Annotated in this window: 12 protein-coding genes; 8 read left to right on the top strand and 4 right to left on the bottom strand. The window is 36.4% G+C overall.

Annotated elements, in window-relative coordinates:
* The 4 genes from ACMA47_RS20890 to ccoN all read right to left on the bottom strand — a co-directional run bounded on the left by ACMA47_RS20890 (position 1) and on the right by ccoN (position 10,830).
* Positions 1-2,328: a BamA/TamA family outer membrane protein gene (locus ACMA47_RS20890; protein WP_413931327.1), complete on the bottom strand. Its 2,328-nt coding sequence runs from the start codon at positions 2,326-2,328 to the stop codon at positions 1-3.
* Entirely contained in the window at positions 2,328-7,355 is a 5,028-nt protein-coding gene (locus ACMA47_RS20885; protein WP_413931326.1) for a translocation/assembly module TamB domain-containing protein, read from the bottom strand. The genes ACMA47_RS20890 and ACMA47_RS20885 overlap by 1 nt, the downstream gene beginning before the upstream one ends.
* Positions 7,356-7,643: 288 nt before the next feature.
* Positions 7,644-8,531, bottom strand: a complete 888-nt coding sequence (locus tag ACMA47_RS20880) for a cbb3-type cytochrome c oxidase N-terminal domain-containing protein (protein ID WP_062672552.1) — start codon at positions 8,529-8,531, stop codon at positions 7,644-7,646.
* Positions 8,532-8,550: 19 nt separating this feature from the next.
* Positions 8,551-10,830 carry a cytochrome-c oxidase, cbb3-type subunit I gene (ccoN, locus tag ACMA47_RS20875; protein WP_114819513.1) on the bottom strand — a complete coding sequence of 760 codons (2,280 nt, stop codon included), beginning with the start codon at positions 10,828-10,830 and terminating at the stop codon, positions 8,551-8,553.
* A 184-nt stretch (positions 10,831-11,014) separates the two neighbouring features.
* On the opposite strand from ccoN, the gene ACMA47_RS20870 reads away from it, so the two are divergent.
* From ACMA47_RS20870 to ACMA47_RS20835, 8 genes are all read left to right on the top strand, one after another.
* Positions 11,015-11,308 carry a helix-turn-helix domain-containing protein gene (locus ACMA47_RS20870; protein WP_413931325.1) on the top strand — a complete coding sequence of 98 codons (294 nt, stop codon included), beginning with the start codon at positions 11,015-11,017 and terminating at the stop codon, positions 11,306-11,308.
* 288 nt (positions 11,309-11,596) lie between these two features.
* Complete coding sequence (locus ACMA47_RS20865) at positions 11,597-14,563, top strand: sensor histidine kinase (RefSeq protein WP_413931324.1); 2,967 nt, start codon at positions 11,597-11,599, stop codon at positions 14,561-14,563.
* Positions 14,560-15,174 (top strand): response regulator, encoded by a 615-nt coding sequence (locus ACMA47_RS20860; RefSeq protein WP_413931323.1) that lies wholly within the window; start codon positions 14,560-14,562, stop codon positions 15,172-15,174. Before ACMA47_RS20865 ends, ACMA47_RS20860 begins: the two co-directional genes overlap by 4 nt.
* A 193-nt stretch (positions 15,175-15,367) precedes the next feature.
* Positions 15,368-16,192: a hypothetical protein gene (locus tag ACMA47_RS20855; protein ID WP_413931322.1), complete on the top strand. Its 825-nt coding sequence runs from the start codon at positions 15,368-15,370 to the stop codon at positions 16,190-16,192.
* A gap of 189 nt (positions 16,193-16,381) precedes the next feature.
* Positions 16,382-17,800 (top strand): amino acid permease, encoded by a 1,419-nt coding sequence (locus ACMA47_RS20850; protein WP_034696101.1) that lies wholly within the window; start codon positions 16,382-16,384, stop codon positions 17,798-17,800.
* 234 nt (positions 17,801-18,034) lie between these two features.
* Complete coding sequence (locus tag ACMA47_RS20845) at positions 18,035-18,646, top strand: hypothetical protein (protein ID WP_413931321.1); 612 nt, start codon at positions 18,035-18,037, stop codon at positions 18,644-18,646.
* Between the two features lie 4 nt (positions 18,647-18,650).
* Complete coding sequence (locus tag ACMA47_RS20840; RefSeq protein WP_413931320.1) at positions 18,651-19,757, top strand: agmatine deiminase family protein; 1,107 nt, start codon at positions 18,651-18,653, stop codon at positions 19,755-19,757.
* A gap of 234 nt (positions 19,758-19,991) precedes the next feature.
* The gene (locus ACMA47_RS20835; protein ID WP_413931319.1) at positions 19,992-20,624 is read left to right on the top strand and encodes an HdeD family acid-resistance protein; all 633 of its coding nucleotides are present in this window, start codon (positions 19,992-19,994) and stop codon (positions 20,622-20,624) included.
* Positions 20,625-20,916: the final 292 nt, after the last annotated feature.

Below are 20,916 nucleotides of genomic sequence, written 5' to 3'. Positions count from 1 at the left end.
TTAAAATGGATATCCGATGGCAATATTTAAAACAAGATTGTCTTTTCTCCAATTTGAGTCTCCGAAATTAATTTTATCGAAGGCCCATCTGTCCCCTTTCTGATAGTAAGGAACTCTCAGTGGCATCGCAAGATCCAGTCTTAAAATCAGGATAGAAAAATCCAGTCTCAGACCTACTCCGGCTCCCACCGCAATTTCATTTAAAAAGTCTTTTGAAAACTTAGCGCCCGGTCTTTTATCATCATCGTGAAGCAGCCAGATATTTCCGGCATCTACAAACACGGCAGCATTTAAAAACTTATAAAGATTGGCGCGGTATTCCGCATTTAATTCAAGTTTGATATCTCCGGACTGGTCAAAATAAGTACCAGGCTCCAGGGTTCTCGGATCAAAACTTCCCGGGCCTAATGTTCTTGCACGGAATGCCCTGATACTGTTACTCCCTCCTGAGAAAAACTGCTTGGAGAAAGGAATATACTCTGAGTTTCCGTAGGGATAGGCAATTCCTCCAATAAATCTCGTAGCCAGTGAAGATTTTTCGGTGAACTTATGATAGAATCTGAAATCATTTTCAATCTTTACATATTGGCTGAAAGGAATACCAAATATTTTCTTTTCCTTATCTTTTTTTACATCAGCTCCTGTGGCCAGACCAGTGATATTTCCAGCAAGATCAAGCGTACCTTTATAATAAACGGTGTTGGTCTTTGGAAGCATGGTATTGGTATAGGTGTAAGAATAGGTAGGACCGAAAATAAGCTGCTTTGCCACAACTCTTGCCATTGCTGGATTTGCATCAGCTTTAATTTGATATTCTTCCGTAACATTGGCTGGGGATACCAATGTAATATCAATCACTTTCAGATCATGTTCTTTTCTTGCGTTTTCTTTCCACACATATCCGAATGATCCGGTGAAATTATTTAGGGTATAATATTGTGTTCTGTTCTGGAATTCATAACCCAGTGTAATATTCGTTCTGGGAACAAATTCACTGGAAGAATGAAACCGGAAAGGAGCAACAATTCTCGGGATTGAAAGCTGTACGTTTGTTCCTGCACGGAAAATATTATTGGCATTCTGAGCACCTCCCATCTGGAAATCGAAAGCTCCGAAGATAGCTGCTTTGAATTGCTCTGCACCCCGGAAGAAATTTCGGTGAGTCCAGTTCAGGTTCAGCTCGCTACCTGCATAGTTGGCGGAGTTGGTTCTTCCCAATGCTTCCAGACGAAGCGATTGTACTTGCCTTGGAGTCAATAAATAATAGGCATCAAATTTATGACTTAAAGAATCAGATACGATGAACTCGTTTTTCACAAATTTGAAAATACCCAGACTGATCAATCGGTTCAGAGTTAAATTGTGGTTCGAACGGTTGTAAAGATCTCCTTTTTTGAAATATAAAGCTCTGTCAAAAATTTTCGGTTTGAATTTATGCTGCGGATCAATGACATAAATGTCATCGAAACGATATTTGGAAAGAGAATCTTTATCCATCGGGATACTGTATTTACCATCTTTTACATCCTGGATGTTGTAATTAGGAAATACAATAACATTATCAATACTGAACTGCTGAGTTGCTAAATCCGGAGTATTATCTTTTAATTTTACGTTAAGCTCAACTTTATGATTTTTACTCACCGTACTGTCTGCCTGAACGATAATATTATCAGGATGGAAGTAATAGAAACCTCTTTCCTTTAAACCATTATCAATTCTTTCTCTCTCTGCTTTGATGACATCAAGATCAAATGGTCTTCCGTTTTTAAGTAACGTTCTTTTTGTTAAACCCTGAATTTCCTGGTTCACCAATGTAGAATCTTTCTGAAACTTTACCCCGTCAATCAGGTATCTGGAACCTGGTCTTAGGGTATAAATAACCTGAGCTTTTTTATTCTTTGAAACCGTATCATAAGAAGCTTTGGCATTGAAATAGCCTTTGTTTTCAGAATAATTGACAATGATATCTTTATTGAATTCACGGTCTACATCACCTAACAACACAGGTTTTTCACCTATCTTATATTTAAGCCAGTAATTAAAACCTTTATCCTTTTTCGGCTCTTTAGCGATATTATAGAAATACAGCTTGGGACGCATTCCCAAAAATGTAGAATTGGGTTTTGGTGTAAGGCTCTCTTCCAGTGCCGTCTGAAGATCTTTTTTTTCTTTTTTGGAAATCGTGTCGTTTTCAATCTTTACTTTGGCGCCTGTGTACAGCATCTGACCTTCTTTCAAAAACCTGGTGTTGCTGCACGAGACTATCGTGGATGCCATTCCGGAAACCAACAGATACTTACAATATATATGGAACTTATTACTCATTATTTAAATTCTACCACTTGGTTATTTTGATTTTTTTTCGGCTTTTTCTCTTTTGATTTCTGGAAAATCTCCCGGAACTTGTCATAATCCAATGTAATAATAAATCCGACTCCGGTCTCTATGATCTGCCCTTGAAGAGCCACCTGATATTCATCTTTTCGGTAAGCACGAAGCATATATCTTCCGTCTTTGGAAAGGCTGTAATCTACAGAAACATTCCCTGCAATATTCGTCATATTTTCATTCTGACGAGCCTGGCCTTCCAGTCCGAAATTACTTCCTACGGTTACTTTCAGACGGTCATTCAATAATTTTTTACTGATATCCACATTCAGATCAGTTCTGGTATTTTTCTCTCCGGTGGAATAATCTTCTGAAGAATCAAGTCCAAAATTAAGATCTACTCCTTTAATCAGGCCTGCTGCAAGATTGTTCAGCTGCTGAGAAAGGATTTTACTTACACTCTGTCTTGCCATGGTTTCTGCAGACATTCCAGCACCGCTTTCAAATGGATTTTCTCCGATGAAACGGTTCAGAAGCAATAAGGCAAATACCTGTTTGTTCAGCTCAGATTCCTGGGTTCTGATCTGGGCAAGCTTCTGATCTACAACATCTTTTACATTCGTAGATACAGAATTATTTTTTTCATCTGTAGTAATATCAAAAGTAAGCTGAGGTTTCAATAATTCTCCTTTCATTTTCAATAAAGCATTGAAAGGAACCCTCTGCTTAAACTGATTCATTGTTGATGCACTCTCTCCACTGATCTGCTGTTCCACAAGGTCAATAGGAGCGGCTTCGGTTTTGTAAACCGCTGTAATATCCATTTGGGCCATCGTAGGTTCTCCTGTCCATGTAATTGTGCTTCCTTTCTGAATATCGAATTTACGTTTAAGTAAACTTACAGAAAGATCGTAGCTCCCTTTTTCAACTTCATAAACGCCTACCAATGTCATTTTTCCTGATGGATCAATTCCGCCTGTCAATTCTGCTTCTCCCTGAAGCTTGACAAAATCACCGTTTACTTTATCAATAATAATAGAAAGTTTGGCTTCTTTGCTGACTTCAATGTTGACATTCACATCCATTCCTTTGATGCGGCTTTTGGAGTTGAGAGAATCTGTTTTAATTGTTTTATTTAAAACTACCTGATCCTGATCTACAAATTCTACAATACCGTCTCTTTCCTGTAAAGATGGAGAAGATTGAGGAAGTACGAACGTGAAATCTGTGTTGTCTGCCACATTCAGCTTACCATCTACTTTAGGAAGGTCAAGATTTCCTCGGATATGTAGTCCGGCATCAATAGCCAGAATACCATACATCATGGCATCATTGGTCTTTTCTGAATTGACGACTTTAAAGTCTTTGGCATTTACATCCAGATTAAAGGCGAAATCTCTGTACGTTTGGGTAAGAACCTGTCCGTCCACAACAAGAGCATTTCCATCTTTATCTTTAACTTTGAATTTATCAAACTCAATTCCGCGGCTGGTAAAATTTATTTCATCACTCAGATGTCGGAAATCACTTCCTGTTTTTGCTATTTCCAGCCCTGCATCATTGAATTTTACTTTTCCTAAAATATTCGGTTGGTCTGTAGTTCCTGTGATTTTTAAATTTCCTGAAAGATAGCCTTCCGTATTGGTAATGGCATTCATAGAAAACCCTTGAATACTCTTCATCTGTAGCTGGTTGATCGCCATATTCAGATCGAAAGTACTGGAAGAAGTATTATAATCCCCAAGGATTTTTACGTCATTGTTATTTCCGGAAAGGGCAATATCTGCATTTAAAACCTTCGGTGAAGCATTGTTCACTTTTACGGCAAGGTTTCCGACAGGACTTCCATAGACGATTAGGTCTGAAATATTCAGGTCGGAAGTGAAAGTCATATTTTTAGTAACCTCACGAAGCTGTGCTGTACCATTAATCGTTCCTCTTGCCAGAACAGTATCTTTTTTAATAAGTTCCGTAATGGTTTCGATTTTAAAATCTTTCAACGAAATATTCAAAGGACTGGTTGGGCTACTGCTTTCAGACTGTACTGCAATTTGACTGTTTCCATTGGATAGAATAAAATTATCCGCCAGAATTCCTTTATTACTGATCTGGATTTTGTTGTTTTCTGCAACATTCCAATCCGTATAATTGAGCTTTAATCCGTTCGGGTTCAGAGATATTTCGGTAATGTCATTGAGAGATTTTGCATTTCCTGCAATCAGGAACTGGGTAGCATCTTTCTCGTCTTTTGTGGTGACGTTGTATCGTATTGTATTGTCTGCAACATCTCCGTCAATATTGATTTTGTTTAAAGAAAAACTTGAACTTTTTAAAGCGGCGACATTCAGGCTGTACTGCAATGCCTCATTTTCATTGGTGACTTTTAAAGCACCCTTTTCAATGGTATTTTCACCATATAATAATCTTGGTATTTGCCCGTCAATTTCAATTTTCTGAGAATCTGCATCATAATTTCCAACAAGATTGATGGTTTCAAAATCTTTCAGATCCGGCACAAACTTTCTGATCAGATCATCATTTTTAATTTTTGCTGTAAAAGTAAAATGTTGTCCCGGATCAATTTTCTGTTTGTTATCCGGTTTCTGGAACTGATAATACTGGTTCACAGTTTTCGTTAAAGCACCAAAAATCTGAGTCAGTTTATATTTACCTTTCAATTCCACATCTGCAATCTGAGAATTGAAAATAATCTGAGTAGAATCTGTTGTGGAGGATGCTTTCAGGTTAACTTCCTGTACAGGATAAACCTCTTTGGTATCCGAGAATGCAAAATCTTTAAGGTTTAGATATCCATTTAAATTATTGGGATCTAAGCTGGTGAAATCCCCATCAATTTTTCCGGCAATAATCATCGGTTTTTCATAGAAACCAAGTTTGTTGACATCCAGTTTGATGACTTCTCCATTTACTTTTACTGTAGGATTTTTTTCATCATAAACTCCCGAAGCAGTCAGCTGTAAACTGGCATTAGGATCTTTTGAATCTAAAATGACATGATAAGCTCCTTTATTGATCTTTCCGGTAAGGTTCATGTTTTGATAACGATATCCTTTGTAGACAGCGGAAGCAACATGGCCTTTTAAGTCGGCATTGGCATTTTTAAAATCAAAACTTTCTCCTTTTGCTGCAATTTGTGCAGTGATAGGACCAATATCTTTATTCTGAATAATTTTTCCAACCTGTATCCCCTGAAGATTGGCTTTGACATCATACAATTCATGATTTTTTCTTCGCATGTCTACCTGTGCGATGATCGCAGCATTTCCCAAAGTAGAGTAGAGGTTAAGATCTGTATTCACCACTTTGGTCGTTCCTTTTGCATTTCCTTTGATGCTGAAATGAGAAGGAAGCGAAATATTGGAAGGAATTGTATTTTTAGGAACAAGATTGAATATCGTTTTGGCACTGGAAGAAAATTCCCCGATTCTCAAATCATAATACAACTGATCCGGATTCATCGCATTTCTGATTTTTCCGGAAGCCATTACCCTCAATTGATCCAGCCCGGAAACTTTAAGATCCTGAATTAAAAGATCATTCACGCTTCCTTTTACATTAGCATTTACGTTTAAAATAGCGTTCGGATATTTGTTGAAGGGAACCGTATTTTTTAAAGTTGGAACCAGATTCAGAATATCAGAAAACCCTATTTTTGAATCTTTGATATTGGCTGAAATCTTGACTGCACCTAAGTTTTTGCTAAGTTGATCAATGGAGTTATAATTTAAAATAACCTCATCACGCAATAGGGTTTTAGGGGTTTGAAGATAAAGATCTTTCAGGTATGCTTCCTTTTCTGCATAGACAAAATCTGTATTGAATTTCTGAATATCCAGTCCTCTGCCTTCTTTGATTTCTGCAGAATTTACGGTTCCTACAAAGGTATTGTTCTCCATTTTGAAGCTTCTTACCTCTACATTCATTTTTGAGAAATTGAGGTGGTTGAAGTCCATTCCCTGTTTCGTTGGAGCAATGGCAGTATTGTTATAATTAACTTTTACATCGTTTAAAACAAGTTTTCCTAAGAGAAGTTTCATGGCTTTATCCTGATCGGAGACTTTGGAAACTTCAGGTTCTTTTGTTGTTTTAGGATTGGCATTTTGAGCCGGAAGATATAGGTTCGCATTGATGTCTGCCCCGGAAAGAAATACATTGGCTACATTGTAAGCATTGTTTTCAAGATCAAGTTTGTTGACCTTTGTACTCAGTTCTTTGAAGATAACTTTTGCAAATGTTTTGGTGTTTTCATCTCCGTAATCAATATCAAAATGAGTAAGCTTGATTCCTCTTAAACCAATGCTCATCGGTTTTTTTTCATTGAGAGAGTCTACTTTTTTCTCTACCTTTTTAGCAACTTCTTCTACCAGTCCCTGCTTTAACTTTAATTTTAATCCGTCAAGATTGATGTCATTAACAGCATATTTGTTTTTGCTGAGATCAAAAGTTTTGACTCTGGTATCAAACGATTTAAAGTAGAGTTGAATATCATTCTTAGACTGCTGGTCATTGAAGGTTACTCCAACATCTTTTAAATTGATTTTATCAAGGGAAATAATGAATGGTTTGGAAGGACTTTCTTCCTTATCTGTGGAAGCAAAAGCATCAATGATATAATCAAAATTGAATTTGCCATCCGGTTTCCGTACAACATGAGCACGCGCACCTTCCATATTGACTGAAGTAATATCTGCTGTGGAATTAAGAAGCTTCATCATGTGCAGCCCTACATCCAGCTTTTTGACGGCCAGAAGAGTGTCTACATCCTGTCCTTTGAGATAAAGGTTTTCCATAACAAGGCTGTTGGGAAATCCTATGTAAACTCTTTCAAGGCTTACAGGAGTTTTTATTTTTTTCTCCAGATAAACAATGAGCTTGTCTTTGATGAAGTTTTGGACGGCAGGAAGCCTTAAGCTTAGGATCAACAGGGTAAGAAGAACCAATATTAAAATAAAGGTTATTGCAATACGCCTTAAAAGTTTTGTGGTGTTGATTTTCAGTTTCAAATGCGATGAGGTTTCTAACAAAGATAATAATACTATTTTATTTGGTCTTTGTTGTGGTACCCTTTTGCGAATGCAAAAATCCTGCCTTGGCTGTCTTTTTATGGAATTTCTAGTTTGTAGTTGTCAAGTGAATAGTTGAGTAAGACAGCCAAAGTAAGGATTGTTATTTGTAAAAAACGCCCCCTTTTATCATTTTTTTAATGTTGAAAAGGTTAGTTAGCAAAAATGAAATTCAAATGTTAGTAGTGTTGAAGGGGGCGTGGCATGGTTTATATGATAGATAATAATTTAGTTGTTTCCGTTTTCCCATTTCACTTCTTCTCCCTGAGGAGCGGCACCACCTTGTGCCGTAGTGATAGGAGCGGTTTCCTGGTTGATGTGATAGATATAAGCGGCAATCTTTTCAGCATCTCTTCCGGTAATGGTTCCTTCCTTGATGAAAGGTCTCATGGTAGGGTTATTCGGAGAGCCGTTTTCAAGCATCCAGAAAACATTTTTAAATAAGCTTTTTTCTTTAATATTGATCCAGTGGGTGTCTGTAAGGTTAGGACCTATACCACCTTTTCCTCCGTCACCGTGGCAGGTAACACAATTTGTTTTAAACAATTCCTGTCCTTCTGCAATATTATCTGCACTGTATTTTGCCGATTCCAGATTGATCTGAGGAGCAGTTTTCTCATACTCAGCAATGGAAGCTAACATCGTTTTTGTTTCTTTAGTGTACTCTGCTTCCGGATGAGCATAGTCTGTGAAAGAAAAAGCAAACAGATAAACTGCACAGAAAATACATCCGAACCAGAACAGGCCGATCCACCATTTCGGAAGAGAGTTGTCAAGCTCTGTAATTCCGTCAAAACCATGGTCGATAAGAATATCTTTTTCTTCCGTAGCAGTTTGTTTTTTGAAGGCCGAGTTCCATAATTTCTGGTAGTACGGAACTTTCTTTTCTTCCAGATATTGTTTTTTCTCTTCCTCGGATAATCTGTTGAAACTTTCATTTTCCACCAGGTCTCCAATAGAGTTCATAATCAACAATAGGATAGTGGCGATTAAGATCAGCGCCCAGAAAAAAGGAGAAGAAAAATATCCTGAATCTCCGGCGAACATTTCAAAGGCCATGATCGTTAAACCTATCGTAGTTGCGATATATATTGAAATGGGGGTTCTCGTTTTCATTGCAGTTTAATTTTAAATGTTACTCTACGCTTGCGGTTTGTACCTGTGTTGTTTTAATGTCTGTACCTAATCTTTGCAGGTAAGCAATCATTGCTACAATTTCTCTTTGTTCAAGCGGTACATAGGCAGATCCTTTTGCTGTTTTTTCTTTTACCATCTGATCTTTTACATCTGTTGCTTCAGCGTAAATTCTCTGTACAATTGCTTTGGACTGGTTATCCGCCCATTGGTTGGCAGAATCAATCTGAGCTTTTGTATAAGGAACATCGAAGGCATTTTTCATCAGTTTCATTTTGTCCACCATTTGGGTTTTGTCCAGTTTGTTGGTAATTAACCATGGGAAACGTGGCATGATAGAACCGGCAGACGTAATTCTTGGGTTATACATATGTTTGAAGTGCCATGAATCCGGGTTTCTTCCTCCTTCTCTGTGAAGATCCGGTCCCGTTCTTTTAGATCCCCATAAGAAAGGTCTGTCGTATACGAATTCTCCCGCTTTGGAATACTGTCCGTTTTTTCCTTCAAATCTTACAACCTCATCACGGAATGGTCTGATCATTTGTGAGTGGCATGAGTTACATCCCTCACGGATATATAAATCTCTTCCTTCCAGTTCCAGTGGCGTATAAGGCTTTACTGCGGTAATTGTCGGAACACTTTGCTTCAGTGATAATGTAGGAACAATTTCCACCAATCCACCGATTGCTATAGTGATGAAAGCTAGTACAGAAAGGAGAGTAGGCGTTCTTTCCAACCAAAGGTGTACACCTTCGCCTTCTTTTCTTGTGCTTCCAATGTTGGCTAATGCCGGAGCTTCTGCAGGAACGTTTTTCTGGAATGAACCAGCTTTAATCGTTTTGATAACATTCACTACCATTAAAATCGCCCCAGATAAATAAAGAACACCTCCAAGGAATCTCATTTTAAAGTAGGGAATAATTGCAGTTACTGTATCCAGCCAGTTTTTCCACAATAAAGTTCCGTCCGGGTTGAATTGCTTCCACATTAATCCCTGTGTAAATCCTGAAATATACATCGGTACTGCGTAGAAGATTATCCCTAAAGTTCCTAACCAGAAGTGCCAGTTGGCTAATTTTTTAGACCAAAGGGATGTTCTCCACATGATCGGAACCAGATAATATACCACTCCGAATGCCATGAAACCATTCCATCCAAGAGCTCCCAAGTGTACGTGGCCGATAACCCAATCGGTATAGTGACCAATTTTATTTAATGATTTTGTTGCTAATAAAGGTCCTTCGAAAGTAGCCATACCATAACATGTAACTGCTACTACAAAGAATTTTAGAATAGGATTTTCTCTTACTTTATCCCAGGCTCCTCTTAACGTAAGAAGACCATTCAGCATTCCTCCCCATGATGGTGCAATCAACATGATAGAGAATCCTGTTCCTACCGCCTGAGCCCATGCCGGTAAAGCTGTATATTGCAGGTGGTGAGGCCCGGCCCAAAGGTATACAAAGATCAGCGACCAGAAGTGAATGATGGATAATTTGTATGAGAAGACCGGTCGTTGAGCTGCTTTTGGCATAAAGTAATACATCAGACCTAATACAGGGGTGGTTAATACGAATGCTACCGCATTGTGCCCATACCACCATTGTACTAATGCATCTTTTACACCTGCATATACAGAATAAGATTTCCAGCTTGTGAAAGATAACGGAACTTCAAGATTATTGAAGATGTGAAGCATTGCCACAGCAATCCAGGTTGCCAGATAGAACCAGATCGCTACATATAAATGTCTTACTCTTCTCTTAGCAATAGTTCCGAACATATTGATTCCGAAAATGATCCATGAGAATGCAATTAAAATGTCAATGGGCCATTCATGTTCGGCATATTCTTTAGAAGTATTGATTCCCATAAGGAAAGTAATAACCACACTTACAATCATCAACTGCCATGACCAGAAGTGAATCCATGAAAGGGTATCACTGTACATTCTGGTTTTAAGAAGTCTCTGCATACTGTAGTAAGCACCGCAGAAAAAAGAGTTACATACGAAAGCAAAAATTACCGCACTGGTATGAAGCATTCTGATTCTTCCGAAGCCCATCGCTCCCTGAGTATTGATCAGTCCCTGAATATTCCCCGAAGCTAAGCTTTTAATCGTTGTATCATCCGTACCGAATAAAAATTCAGGCAATTCAGGATAAAAAAGCATCAATGCAGCTGTAAGCCCCAGCAGAAATCCTACAAGTCCGAATGCGATAGTCGCATAGAGGAATGCTCTGACAATATTATTGTCATAATTAAATTTTTGCGTCTCCATAAATTCCAATAGTGTTTACCGAAGTGATATTTTCTCTGAAAAAAGTTCTATTTTTAAGTCTTTTTTATGTCGAAAATAAATATCATGTAACGTGTATAATGTTTTGCCAAAGGTATTTATTAACTTTGTTAGAGGCTAATAGCTAATCTTCTAAAATATACCGAAAACTACTAAAACAAAAACGATGAAAGTATGTGGACAAAATATTAGGAAAATACGTAGGAGCAGAGATCTTACGCAGGAATACATGGCTTTTGAAATGGGGATTTCCCAAAAGGCGTATTCTGATATTGAGAATTCCAAGGTGAAGATCAACCTGGAGATACTGACTAAAATATCCGATATTTTAGACATCAAGCCATCAGACATCTGTAGTATTTCGCATAAGTGTGGAAATGATGAATATGAAGATAAATACCAAAACCTTTTGGAATACATGAAAAAGAATAATATTTCTGTTCCGAAAGAACTTTTATAGCCTATAAAAATTTCACTTTTACTTACATTTAATTATCATAAAATAATGATCTCCCCGGACAGAAGGAGATCATTTTTTTTTGCGAACAAAAAAGACTGTGTTTTCAGTATGCCTGATGACCATGGCATTGATGAGGGAATAAATGTTTGGTTTTTCAAATTTATTATAATGAATACATTATCCATATCTAATTATGTAGAAAAAAATTCACATAATTGTGGATAAATGTTTACAATAAATTTAATTTTCTATAATATATTTGTCTTAAATATAACGCTGCCCTACTGAATGAAGCTTCTCTACTTTATTTCATTTCTGTTTTTTCTAAGTGTCAACGGGCAAAGCTATACTACCCAATGGTATAACACGGATAATGGTCTTCCACAAAACAGTATCAAGGATATTGTAAAAGATAAATATGGATTCATCTGGTTGTCTATGGAAGGTAGAATTGTACGGTATGACGGAAGCAACTTTGTTCAGTATAATAATTTCAAACTTAAAAATTTAAGCTTCGGTGATTTTTTCGGGAATATAAAAAAGGATAGCATTACTGTTTTTAATGCTTCGGAAAAAGATCTTCTTGTGGTTTCTCAAAGAAAGCCGATGGCAGTATCATCCGTTCAGATTGCTGAGCCTGGGGGGAAATTCAATCAGAAAGTCTATAAACAGCTTGTTAAAAATAATGTTACTGTAAGATTTATTTCTTACATCGATTCTTATTTTATCCGGATGGAGAATGGCTCTTACTATTTTGAAGATAATGGAATTACTTATGTTGATAAGATAAGTAAGAAAAACACAAAAATTGATGTGAAATTTCCACATAGTAAGTTAAGACGATTATTCGTTCATGGAGATTATGTTTTTATCCCTGATGTTGAGAATAAAAAGATACTTCAGTTGTATCAGGGAAAATATTCCTATATCAATGCTCCATCAATGTATACAGATGCTGATACTAAAATCTATTGGCAGCAGATCACCGGACAGGTATTCATCATCAGTCATGGTAAAATATACAGAAGTGAATTTTCGGAGGGAAAATTGAAGCTTGCTTATTTGCTGGACTATAAAGATATTGATAAAGAAATTTCCGGAGCGATGTTTTATGATAAAGCAGCGAAGAAATTATACATCGGGAGTTCTATGAATGGACTTAAAATTTTAAGTCTGTCTGATTTCTCTGTTTCCAGAAAAAAATTACCTTATCAGGATGAGGTCTGTTATGCAGGGATTTCTTATGGTGGTAATTCCGTTCTGACTCAGGAAGGGATAAGATACTATTCAAATACTTCAGAAAGAATATTTCCGGCCTCTCAATCTTATGATAAACGCTATATTTTGCAGGATAACACCGGAAATCTGGTTTATAGGGAGAATAATGCTATCCATATAAGGTACAAGAATACAGGATTTACAAAATACGATTCCATTTCTTTTCAAAATAAGGAAATTGATGGTCTGTATAAAAGTGGAGGATTGTATATGGCATCACTTGTCAGTGGAAAAGAATCTTATCTCTATCTCTTTAAGCAGGATCGTTTTAAAGAAATTGAACGAATTATTCCAAGTAAAGATAATATAGACGCTGTTTTGAGATATAACAAAGATCTGCTTTACCTGGGAAGCAGCGGCGGAATCTACGTTTACTCTCTTACCGGAAATAAAATGGAGAAGTTGATTGGGAAAGGCCTTCCTGTAAAACAAATCATCCGGACCAAAGATGGGAATATCTGGTTTACGACATACAACAGAGGACTTTATTTGATAAAAGCTGAAAAAGCGGTCAGAGTTCCATCCGATAAAAATGATTTCCTGGCAAATGCCCATTCTTTGGTGGAGGATAGGAATTCCAACTTATGGATTTCTTCCAATAATGGATTATTTAAAGTCAATAAAAATATCCTTTTACAATACATGAAAGCTCCGAAAGGAGATCTCACGTATTATCGCTACACCAAAAAACAGGGACTGTCGAACAATGAATTCAACGGAAGTGCCAATCCCTGTGCTCATGAGCTGGAAGATGGGCAGCTTGTGTTTCCTTCCATGGAAGGTTTTGTGTTTTTTAATCCTGAAAATATGAAAACCTATTATCCCGGAAGTCAGGATGTCTATCTGGAAAGAGCAAGAGTAAAAGGAAAGATGATTCAGCTGAAAAATAGTCTGTTTCTGGAATGTGGTTATAAAAATGCAGAAGTGTATATAGATGTTCCTTACTATTCAGATCTGGAAAATATTTATTTACAGGCTAAACTTGATACCGAAGACAGTTCATGGACAAATATCAAAAATGATAAAACATTCCGGATAGCTACTGTTGAACCTGGTACTTATAATCTTCTCGTTCGATTTTTATCTTCCGAAACAGGGAAATTTGTTTATAAAAGTATTCCTGTAGAAGTGGAAGCTTATTTTTATCAAACCTTATTCTTTAAAATCCTGAGTGCAGGTAGTATTATTTTTATTATTCTGGTGATTGTTCAGATGAGGACAAATTTTCTGAGACTGAAAAATAAAGTATTAAAAAATACCCTTGATCATAAAGATAAAGAACTGCTTGAAACCAATAATAAGCTAAAAAATGAATCCGATTATCAGAAAAAACTGGTCGAAAGTATCAGTCATGACATTACTACACCCGTAAAGTTTATTGCGCTTCTTTCCCAGGAACTCAACCAGTCGGAAGATCCCAAAACTCAGAAAAAATATTTTGACAGCATTTATAAAACTTCAGAACAGCTGTATAAATTTACATTGAGCCTTAAAGAATATACAGAATTATACAAACAACAAAATAGCACGGAAGAAGAATATTCCATTTATGATCTTATTGAAACCAAAAGATTATTATTCGAAGAAATTGCAGCTCAGAAAAATACATTTATCTACAATTTTTGTGACCATCAACTTAAGATTAAACTTAATAAGAATGTTCTCCTCGCAGTTTTCCACAACATCATAGATAATGCGGTGAAAAATACTTCAGACGGAGAAATTACCATCACATCAGCCTTTACAGGATCACATGTAGAAATCAATATTGCTGATACGGGTACCGGAATGTCTGATGAACAGATGATTTATTATTCCGGGTTGTTTAAGAAAAAAGAGAATGAGCATATGATTTTTAAAAATTATGGTTTAGGCCTTCATATGGTTGTTCAGCTGCTCATAAAGATGAATTCCGAAATGACTTTCCATCAAAATCCCCCAAAAGGAACCCTCATTAAAATCCTTATTAAAATATGACAAAAAAAATACTCATTGCAGACGACCATCATGTGGTAAGAATCGGAACAGCTATGATTCTGGAGAAAAACTTTAATCACCTTGAAGTTGATTTTGCAGAAACGTATGGCGAAGCAAAACAGAAAATTGAATCCGAAAAATATGATCTGGTCATTCTTGATATCGAACTTCCGGGAAGTCTTTTCAAATCAATGGTCAAAGAGATCAAAGAAATCTCTGAGGATACTCTTATCCTCATATTCACTTCTTATAAAGAAAATATTGCACTGCAATACATTGAAGAAGGAGCCAATGGGTTCCTGAATAAGCAGAGTGATCCCGAAAATTTTGTCAAAGCGGTGGAAGCTCTTTTCAAAGACGGACAATATTATACACCGGAGATCATGAATGAATTACTGAAAGGAAATAAAAAACGAAAAGCAATTGAAAATCTATCCGAGAGAGAGCTGCAGGTTTTTAATCTTCTGGCAAAAGGAAATGGAAACCTTGAGATTGCAAATGCTCTTGACATTGAGGAGTCCACCGTAGGAACTTATAAAAGAAGAGTTTATCAGAAATTAAAAATTACCAATTTGGTTGAACTGCTGGAGATCTACAGCGAAATTCATTAATACCGTCTCTTTAAAGTCATAATATCATTACAATCTTGTGGAAAAATTCGTACAGAATATGTTCGTTAAATAGTTGTTTTTAGCGGTAGGTTAGCACCTCATTAACTTCTGTTAAATAGATGAAGCTAATGGAAAAGTATGTTACAAACTAAGGTACTTTTTTCGCAAAAAATAACTTTAAAAACCAATTTTAATGAAAAAGATTTATGTTATGATGTTAGGAGCCTTTGCAACCTTCACCTATGCACAGGTTGGATTGAATACTCCCAATCCCAGGGGAATGTTTCACTTAGACGGAAAGAAAAATAATAAGGCTTCCGGCCCTGTAAGTATTGCCAATCAGGCAGATGATGTAGTGATGACTTCTGATGGACATATCGGTATTGGGAATAATAGCCCTACAGCAAGTTTAGACATTAAAACTCCAGGAACATTAGCTGCTCCGGTATCAGGAATAAAAATTGCAGACGGAGCACAAAACGAAAACTATGTCATGACTTCTGATGCCAACGGAAACGGCTTATGGAAACCTGTAAGGCTTACAGTGGTAAGAGGAACAAACGGAACCGGGATCAATATTCCTTTCACTTCTACCGGAACATTTCAGTATACCGGCTCTTATATTGATCTGCCTCAGGGGAAATGGCTGGTTACAATACAACAACTTATTATCCCTACAGGAACAGCATTAACCAGTGATCAATGGATGTGGATAAGGACAAGCTTTTCAGATCAGCCTAATATTAACCTGGGAGATACCGCCAATATTTCAGGAGATATTTTTGAAGCACCTGTTTTAGTAAGCGGGCTTATTCAGGGGCTTACATCTTCTTCACTCACAAGATTTTCTATCATTCAGGGAAGTTTAATTGTTAATAACTCATCTGGTGCGGTAAAAAGGTATAAATACATTGCCGGAAATAACGTGATTGGAGGTGCGCCATCAGCAGGAAGTTTATTTCAGGGATTCGGAGGTAACTATTCCGAGAATATCATTTATGCTGTGCCTACAAACTAATTTCTCAATAATGCTTTAAAAGCTCTTTCAACAGAAGATCAATGATTTTATTATTTATGCGCAGAAAAAACCTTAGCAAACTGTTAAGGTTTTTTCATGTCCCGTTACGTGCAAATTCTCAATTTGCCCCATGGAATGTGAATTTCTCTGAAAAGTTTTTATATATTTAGCGACCGAATAATTCATTCAATGAGCAACGAAAATAAAACAGGACAAAACGAGACTTTAGTTAGAGGATTAACAAATCGACACATACAATTAATTGCCCTTGGAGGTGCCATAGGAACAGGGTTATTTCTGGGAATTGGACCTGCTGCGGTACTGGCAGGACCCTCTGTAATCTTAGGTTATGCTTTGGCAGGAATTATCGCCTTTTTTATTATGCGTCAGTTGGGTGAAATGGTAGTTCAGGAACCTGTTTCGGGAAGTTTTAGCTACTTTGCCTACAAATATTGGGGAAATTTCCCAGGATTTGCTTCCGGCTGGAACTACTGGATTCTCTATATTCTGGTAAGTATGGCGGAACTTACCGCTATTGGGCATTATATTCATTTTTGGTGGCCGGAAATACCACTCTGGGTTTCCAGTTTATTCTTCTTTATAGTCATTAATGCACTTAACCTGGCTTCTGTAAAGGTTTACGGAGAAACAGAATTCTGGTTTTCCATCATCAAGGTAGTCGCTATTATTGCCATGATTATTTTCGGAGTATACCTTTTAATAAGTGGTACAGGAGGAGAAAAAGCTACAATCACCAATTTGTGGAATGACGGAGGATTTTTCCCGAAAGGATTATTTAATAAAACAGAAAACGGGTATTCAGGATTATTTGCAGCCATGGCAATGATCATGTTCTCATTCGGAGGTCTTGAGCTTATCGGAATTACTGCTGCGGAAGCAAAAAATCCGGAAAAAACCATTCCACAGGCAACCAACCAGGTGATCTATAGAATCCTTATTTTCTATGTAGGTGCTTTGGTTATCTTATTTTCATTAAGTCCATGGAGAGATATTACAGAAGGATCAAGCCCGTTTGTAATGGTATTTCAGAATCTGAATGGTCTTGAATTCAGCCTTTTTGGTAAAGTAATTCAGTTCAATACATTGATCGCAAATGTGCTTAACCTGATTGTTTTAACAGCTGCTTTATCAGTATACAATAGTAGCGTCTACAGTAACAGTAGAATGCTTTTCGGATTAGCTCAGCAGGGAAATGCTCCGAAATTTCTGAAAAAACTGAATAAAAACTCAGTGCCTACCAACGCAATCATTATTTCTTCATGCTTTGCAGGGATCTGTATTATCATCAATAAATTAGTTCCGGAAAAAGCTTTTGAATACCTGATGGCTTTAGTAGTATCCACACTGATCATCAACTGGCTGATGATATGCTACACCCATTTAAAGTTTAAAAAATCAATCAATGCAGAAGGAATTCAATCAAAATTTCCGTCTATATTTTACCCGATATCCAACTATATCTGTATTGCTTTCTTAATTCTGATCTTAGGATTGATGAGCATTACAGGAATGGAAATTCAGGTGATTCTGATTCCGATATGGATTGGCTTTTTATTCGTGATGTACAAATTATACAAGCCAAAATAAAAATATAAAACAGATCTATACCTGTTTTGAAAAAGGTGAAAGTCAAATGATTTTCACCTTTTTTGTTTTTATTTTCAGTAAATTAGAATAAGAAATAAGATCACCTGTATTTATTTCGCTGTATGAAAAGAATGTCAATTTAGGACAAGATTTGTTTTTTTGAGAGACCTAATTTTGCACCCGTCAATCATCATAATGATGAACTTGCAATGTGAAACTTAAAAAACAAATAGAATGAAAAATATATTTCTCCTTATCTTATTATTTCCTTTTTGTGCCCAATCACAGATTTCTGTTCAGGCGTATGGTGGAAATAAAGAGACTGAGCTTCTTGGAATTTATAATAAAGATTTTAGCAGAAAATGGAATTATTTCGCCTCGGGGACTATTAGCTACGACTATGAATCAAAGAAAATTAATCCTGAACTTTATCAGAATATCAATTATGGAATCGTAAAGAATCTTGGTATTTCTGCAGGAGTTCATCTTTCGGATAAAGATATCATGCCGTCTGTAGGTGTAGCGTATGGAAAAGAAAATGATGTTTTTGCTGTCAATATATTTCCTGCATTTACTTATTCCACCGATGCAAAAGAATTCGGGCTTGGACTTTATACGTTACTGGAATATACTCCGAAAATCAATGAACAGCTTAATCTTTACAGTATGCTGATTGTAGAATCCGATTTCAGCTTTAAAGAACATCAGTCCAGCAGTCAGATTATCCGCTTAGGAATAGAAAATAAGAAAAAGATGCAGTTCGGGATAGGAAGTAATATTTCCCAGACAGGAAGCGATTTTGATACCGATACCAATTTCGGTGTATTTATAGGAAAGAAATTTTAATGATATGAAAAAATTATTCACACTCACTTTAGTATTGAGCTTTATATTCAATATGGCACAGACAGACTATCATTTTCCCGAAGAATCTTCAAAGCATGAAGGAACGTGGCTTCAATGGCCGCATCACTATCAACACGGAATGACTTACCGTAAAAGGGTAGAACAAACATGGGTAGACATGACAAAAGCCCTTCAGGCTGGCGAGAAAGTTCACATTATTGCTTATAATAATGAAGAAAAAAACAGAATTACCCGTCTTTTAGAAGAGAATAAAGTTCCTATGAAAAACGTTGATTTCAAAGTGTATCCAACCGATGATGTATGGATCAGAGATAACGGACCTATTTTCGTAAAAGATAAGAAAGGAAATGTTCTCATTGAAGATTGGGGATTCAATGGCTGGGGCGAAAAATTTGATTTTGAAAACTGTGATGAAATTCCACAAAAGATAGGAACAGACCTTGGAATAAAAGTCATCAATCTGAATGATGAAATGGTGAATGAAGGAGGATCTGTGGAAACGGACGGAAACGGAGTTTTAATGGCTTGTAAAAGCTCAGTAATCAGCCAGAAAAAAGGAGCTACCCGAAATAAAGATATCACGCAGGAAGAAGCCGAAGAAATGTTTGAAACCTACTACGGAGTATCCAAAGTAATCTGGCTGGACGGAGTAACAGGATTAGATGTTACCGATATGCACATCGATGGTTTTATGAAATTTATCAACCATAATACCATGATTACCATGAAAGAAGATGATCTTCTTGATCTTGGGCTTTCAGAGAAAGATGTCAACACGCTTTATACAGCCACCAATGTAAATGGGAAAGAATATAAAAAAGTTTATGTTCCGGCTACCAAAAACAAAGTGAAAACAGCCTACGGAAAACAACTTGACGAAAAAGGGTCTTATGTAAATTATTACGTAGCAAATACAGTGGTGTTGGTTCCCAATTATGGAGATCCGAATGATGCCATTGCCAATAAAATTATTCAGGATCAGTATCCGGATAGAAAAGTAATAGGAATAGATGTAAGAAACCTGTATGAAAATGGAGGAATGGTTCACTGTGTAACCCAACAGCAGCCTGCCGGAAATCCAGCCAAATAAATTCAAATAACAAAGTAATTTTTTATATCATTCAGGTGGAATCAATTGAATAAATTAATTCCACCTGATTTTTTATCATAACAAATCACAGAATCAGAAGGCGTTTTCGGTTATTTTTCGTATATTAGTAAGAGGTTATATTTCAAATTCAGGTGAATATTATAATCTGTTTGAAATACCTGCGGAGAAGCCGAAAACCGTTACAAAAAGTAGGCAGGACCAAAAAAGACACCTATGGCCAATTTATTTCAAACCCTTACCAATACCGTAAAACATTGGTATATTCCATTAATCTTCGGAATTCTTTTCCTTATCTGTGGTTTTTATGTATTCAGTGTACCTTTAGCAACGTATGTTACCCTTTCTATTTTTTTCAGTGTTTCCTTTTTATTTTCAGGAATTACCGAAATATTCTTTTCCTTACAAAACAGTAAATCCCTGCAGGGCTGGGGCTGGTTTCTGGTAAGCGGATTACTAACAACCGCAATAGGAGTTTATCTTATTGCAAATCCTCAGATTTCAATGACAGTACTTCCATTTGTAATTGGGTTTACTTTGCTGTTCCGTTCTTTTCAATTATTAGGTTTTGCATTTGACCTGAAAAGCATGAGAATAATGAGCTGGGGGAATGTAGCCCTTGCCAGTGTCGGAGGAATTATTTTTTCTCTACTGCTGATATTTAATCCGGTGTTTACAGGATTTTCATTAGTTACTCTTACAGGTGTTGCTTTTATCTTCATGGGAATAGCTTCCATTATGCTGGCCTTAGATTTAAGAAAAGTTAAAAAGATTCCAGGAAAAATAAGCCAGGAATTAAGAGACAGAATCAAATCGATTCAGGAAGAAATTGATGATCTTAAAAAATAAAAAATACTATTATTTCTCAATATAAAAAGGCCTTGTAAAAGGTCTTTTTTTATGCTGTTTTTTGTAACTCAATAGTATTTTAAATATTTATATCAGTTGGATTTTGTTGCGACAAGATCTGTCGTTTTGTACGAATATCTTTGCATTTATAAGTGATAAAACTCATATTAAACGCTGTTAATATTGTTTTAATACGTGTTAATAAGTGTTAAATTAGCAGCTGAAAAAAACTCAAACTATGAATAGAAAATTAATTGCATTAATACCACATCAATATAAAAGCTAATCTTTT

Origin of the sequence: Chryseobacterium sp. T20, from assembly GCF_047345655.1 — a bacterium.
Lineage (GTDB): Bacteria > Bacteroidota > Bacteroidia > Flavobacteriales > Weeksellaceae > Chryseobacterium.
This window is presented reverse-complemented; position numbering and strand designations above follow the sequence as displayed.

What these genes read in the sequence shown, in the direction of transcription:
- ACMA47_RS20865 (WP_413931324.1), top strand. Translation starts at nt 11,597, where the DNA reads ATGAAGCTTCTCTACTTTATTTCATTTCTGTTTTTTCTAAGTGTCAAC.
- ACMA47_RS20870 (WP_413931325.1), top strand. Translation starts at nt 11,015, where the DNA reads ATGAAAGTATGTGGACAAAATATTAGGAAAATACGTAGGAGCAGAGAT.
- ccoN (WP_114819513.1), bottom strand. Translation starts at nt 10,830, where the DNA reads ATGGAGACGCAAAAATTTAATTATGACAATAATATTGTCAGAGCATTC.
- ACMA47_RS20890 (WP_413931327.1), bottom strand. Translation starts at nt 2,328, where the DNA reads ATGAGTAATAAGTTCCATATATATTGTAAGTATCTGTTGGTTTCCGGA.
- ACMA47_RS20845 (WP_413931321.1), top strand. Translation starts at nt 18,035, where the DNA reads ATGAAAAATATATTTCTCCTTATCTTATTATTTCCTTTTTGTGCCCAA.
- ACMA47_RS20840 (WP_413931320.1), top strand. Translation starts at nt 18,651, where the DNA reads ATGAAAAAATTATTCACACTCACTTTAGTATTGAGCTTTATATTCAAT.
- ACMA47_RS20880 (WP_062672552.1), bottom strand. Translation starts at nt 8,531, where the DNA reads ATGAAAACGAGAACCCCCATTTCAATATATATCGCAACTACGATAGGT.
- ACMA47_RS20850 (WP_034696101.1), top strand. Translation starts at nt 16,382, where the DNA reads ATGAGCAACGAAAATAAAACAGGACAAAACGAGACTTTAGTTAGAGGA.
- ACMA47_RS20855 (WP_413931322.1), top strand. Translation starts at nt 15,368, where the DNA reads ATGAAAAAGATTTATGTTATGATGTTAGGAGCCTTTGCAACCTTCACC.
- ACMA47_RS20860 (WP_413931323.1), top strand. Translation starts at nt 14,560, where the DNA reads ATGACAAAAAAAATACTCATTGCAGACGACCATCATGTGGTAAGAATC.
- ACMA47_RS20835 (WP_413931319.1), top strand. Translation starts at nt 19,992, where the DNA reads ATGGCCAATTTATTTCAAACCCTTACCAATACCGTAAAACATTGGTAT.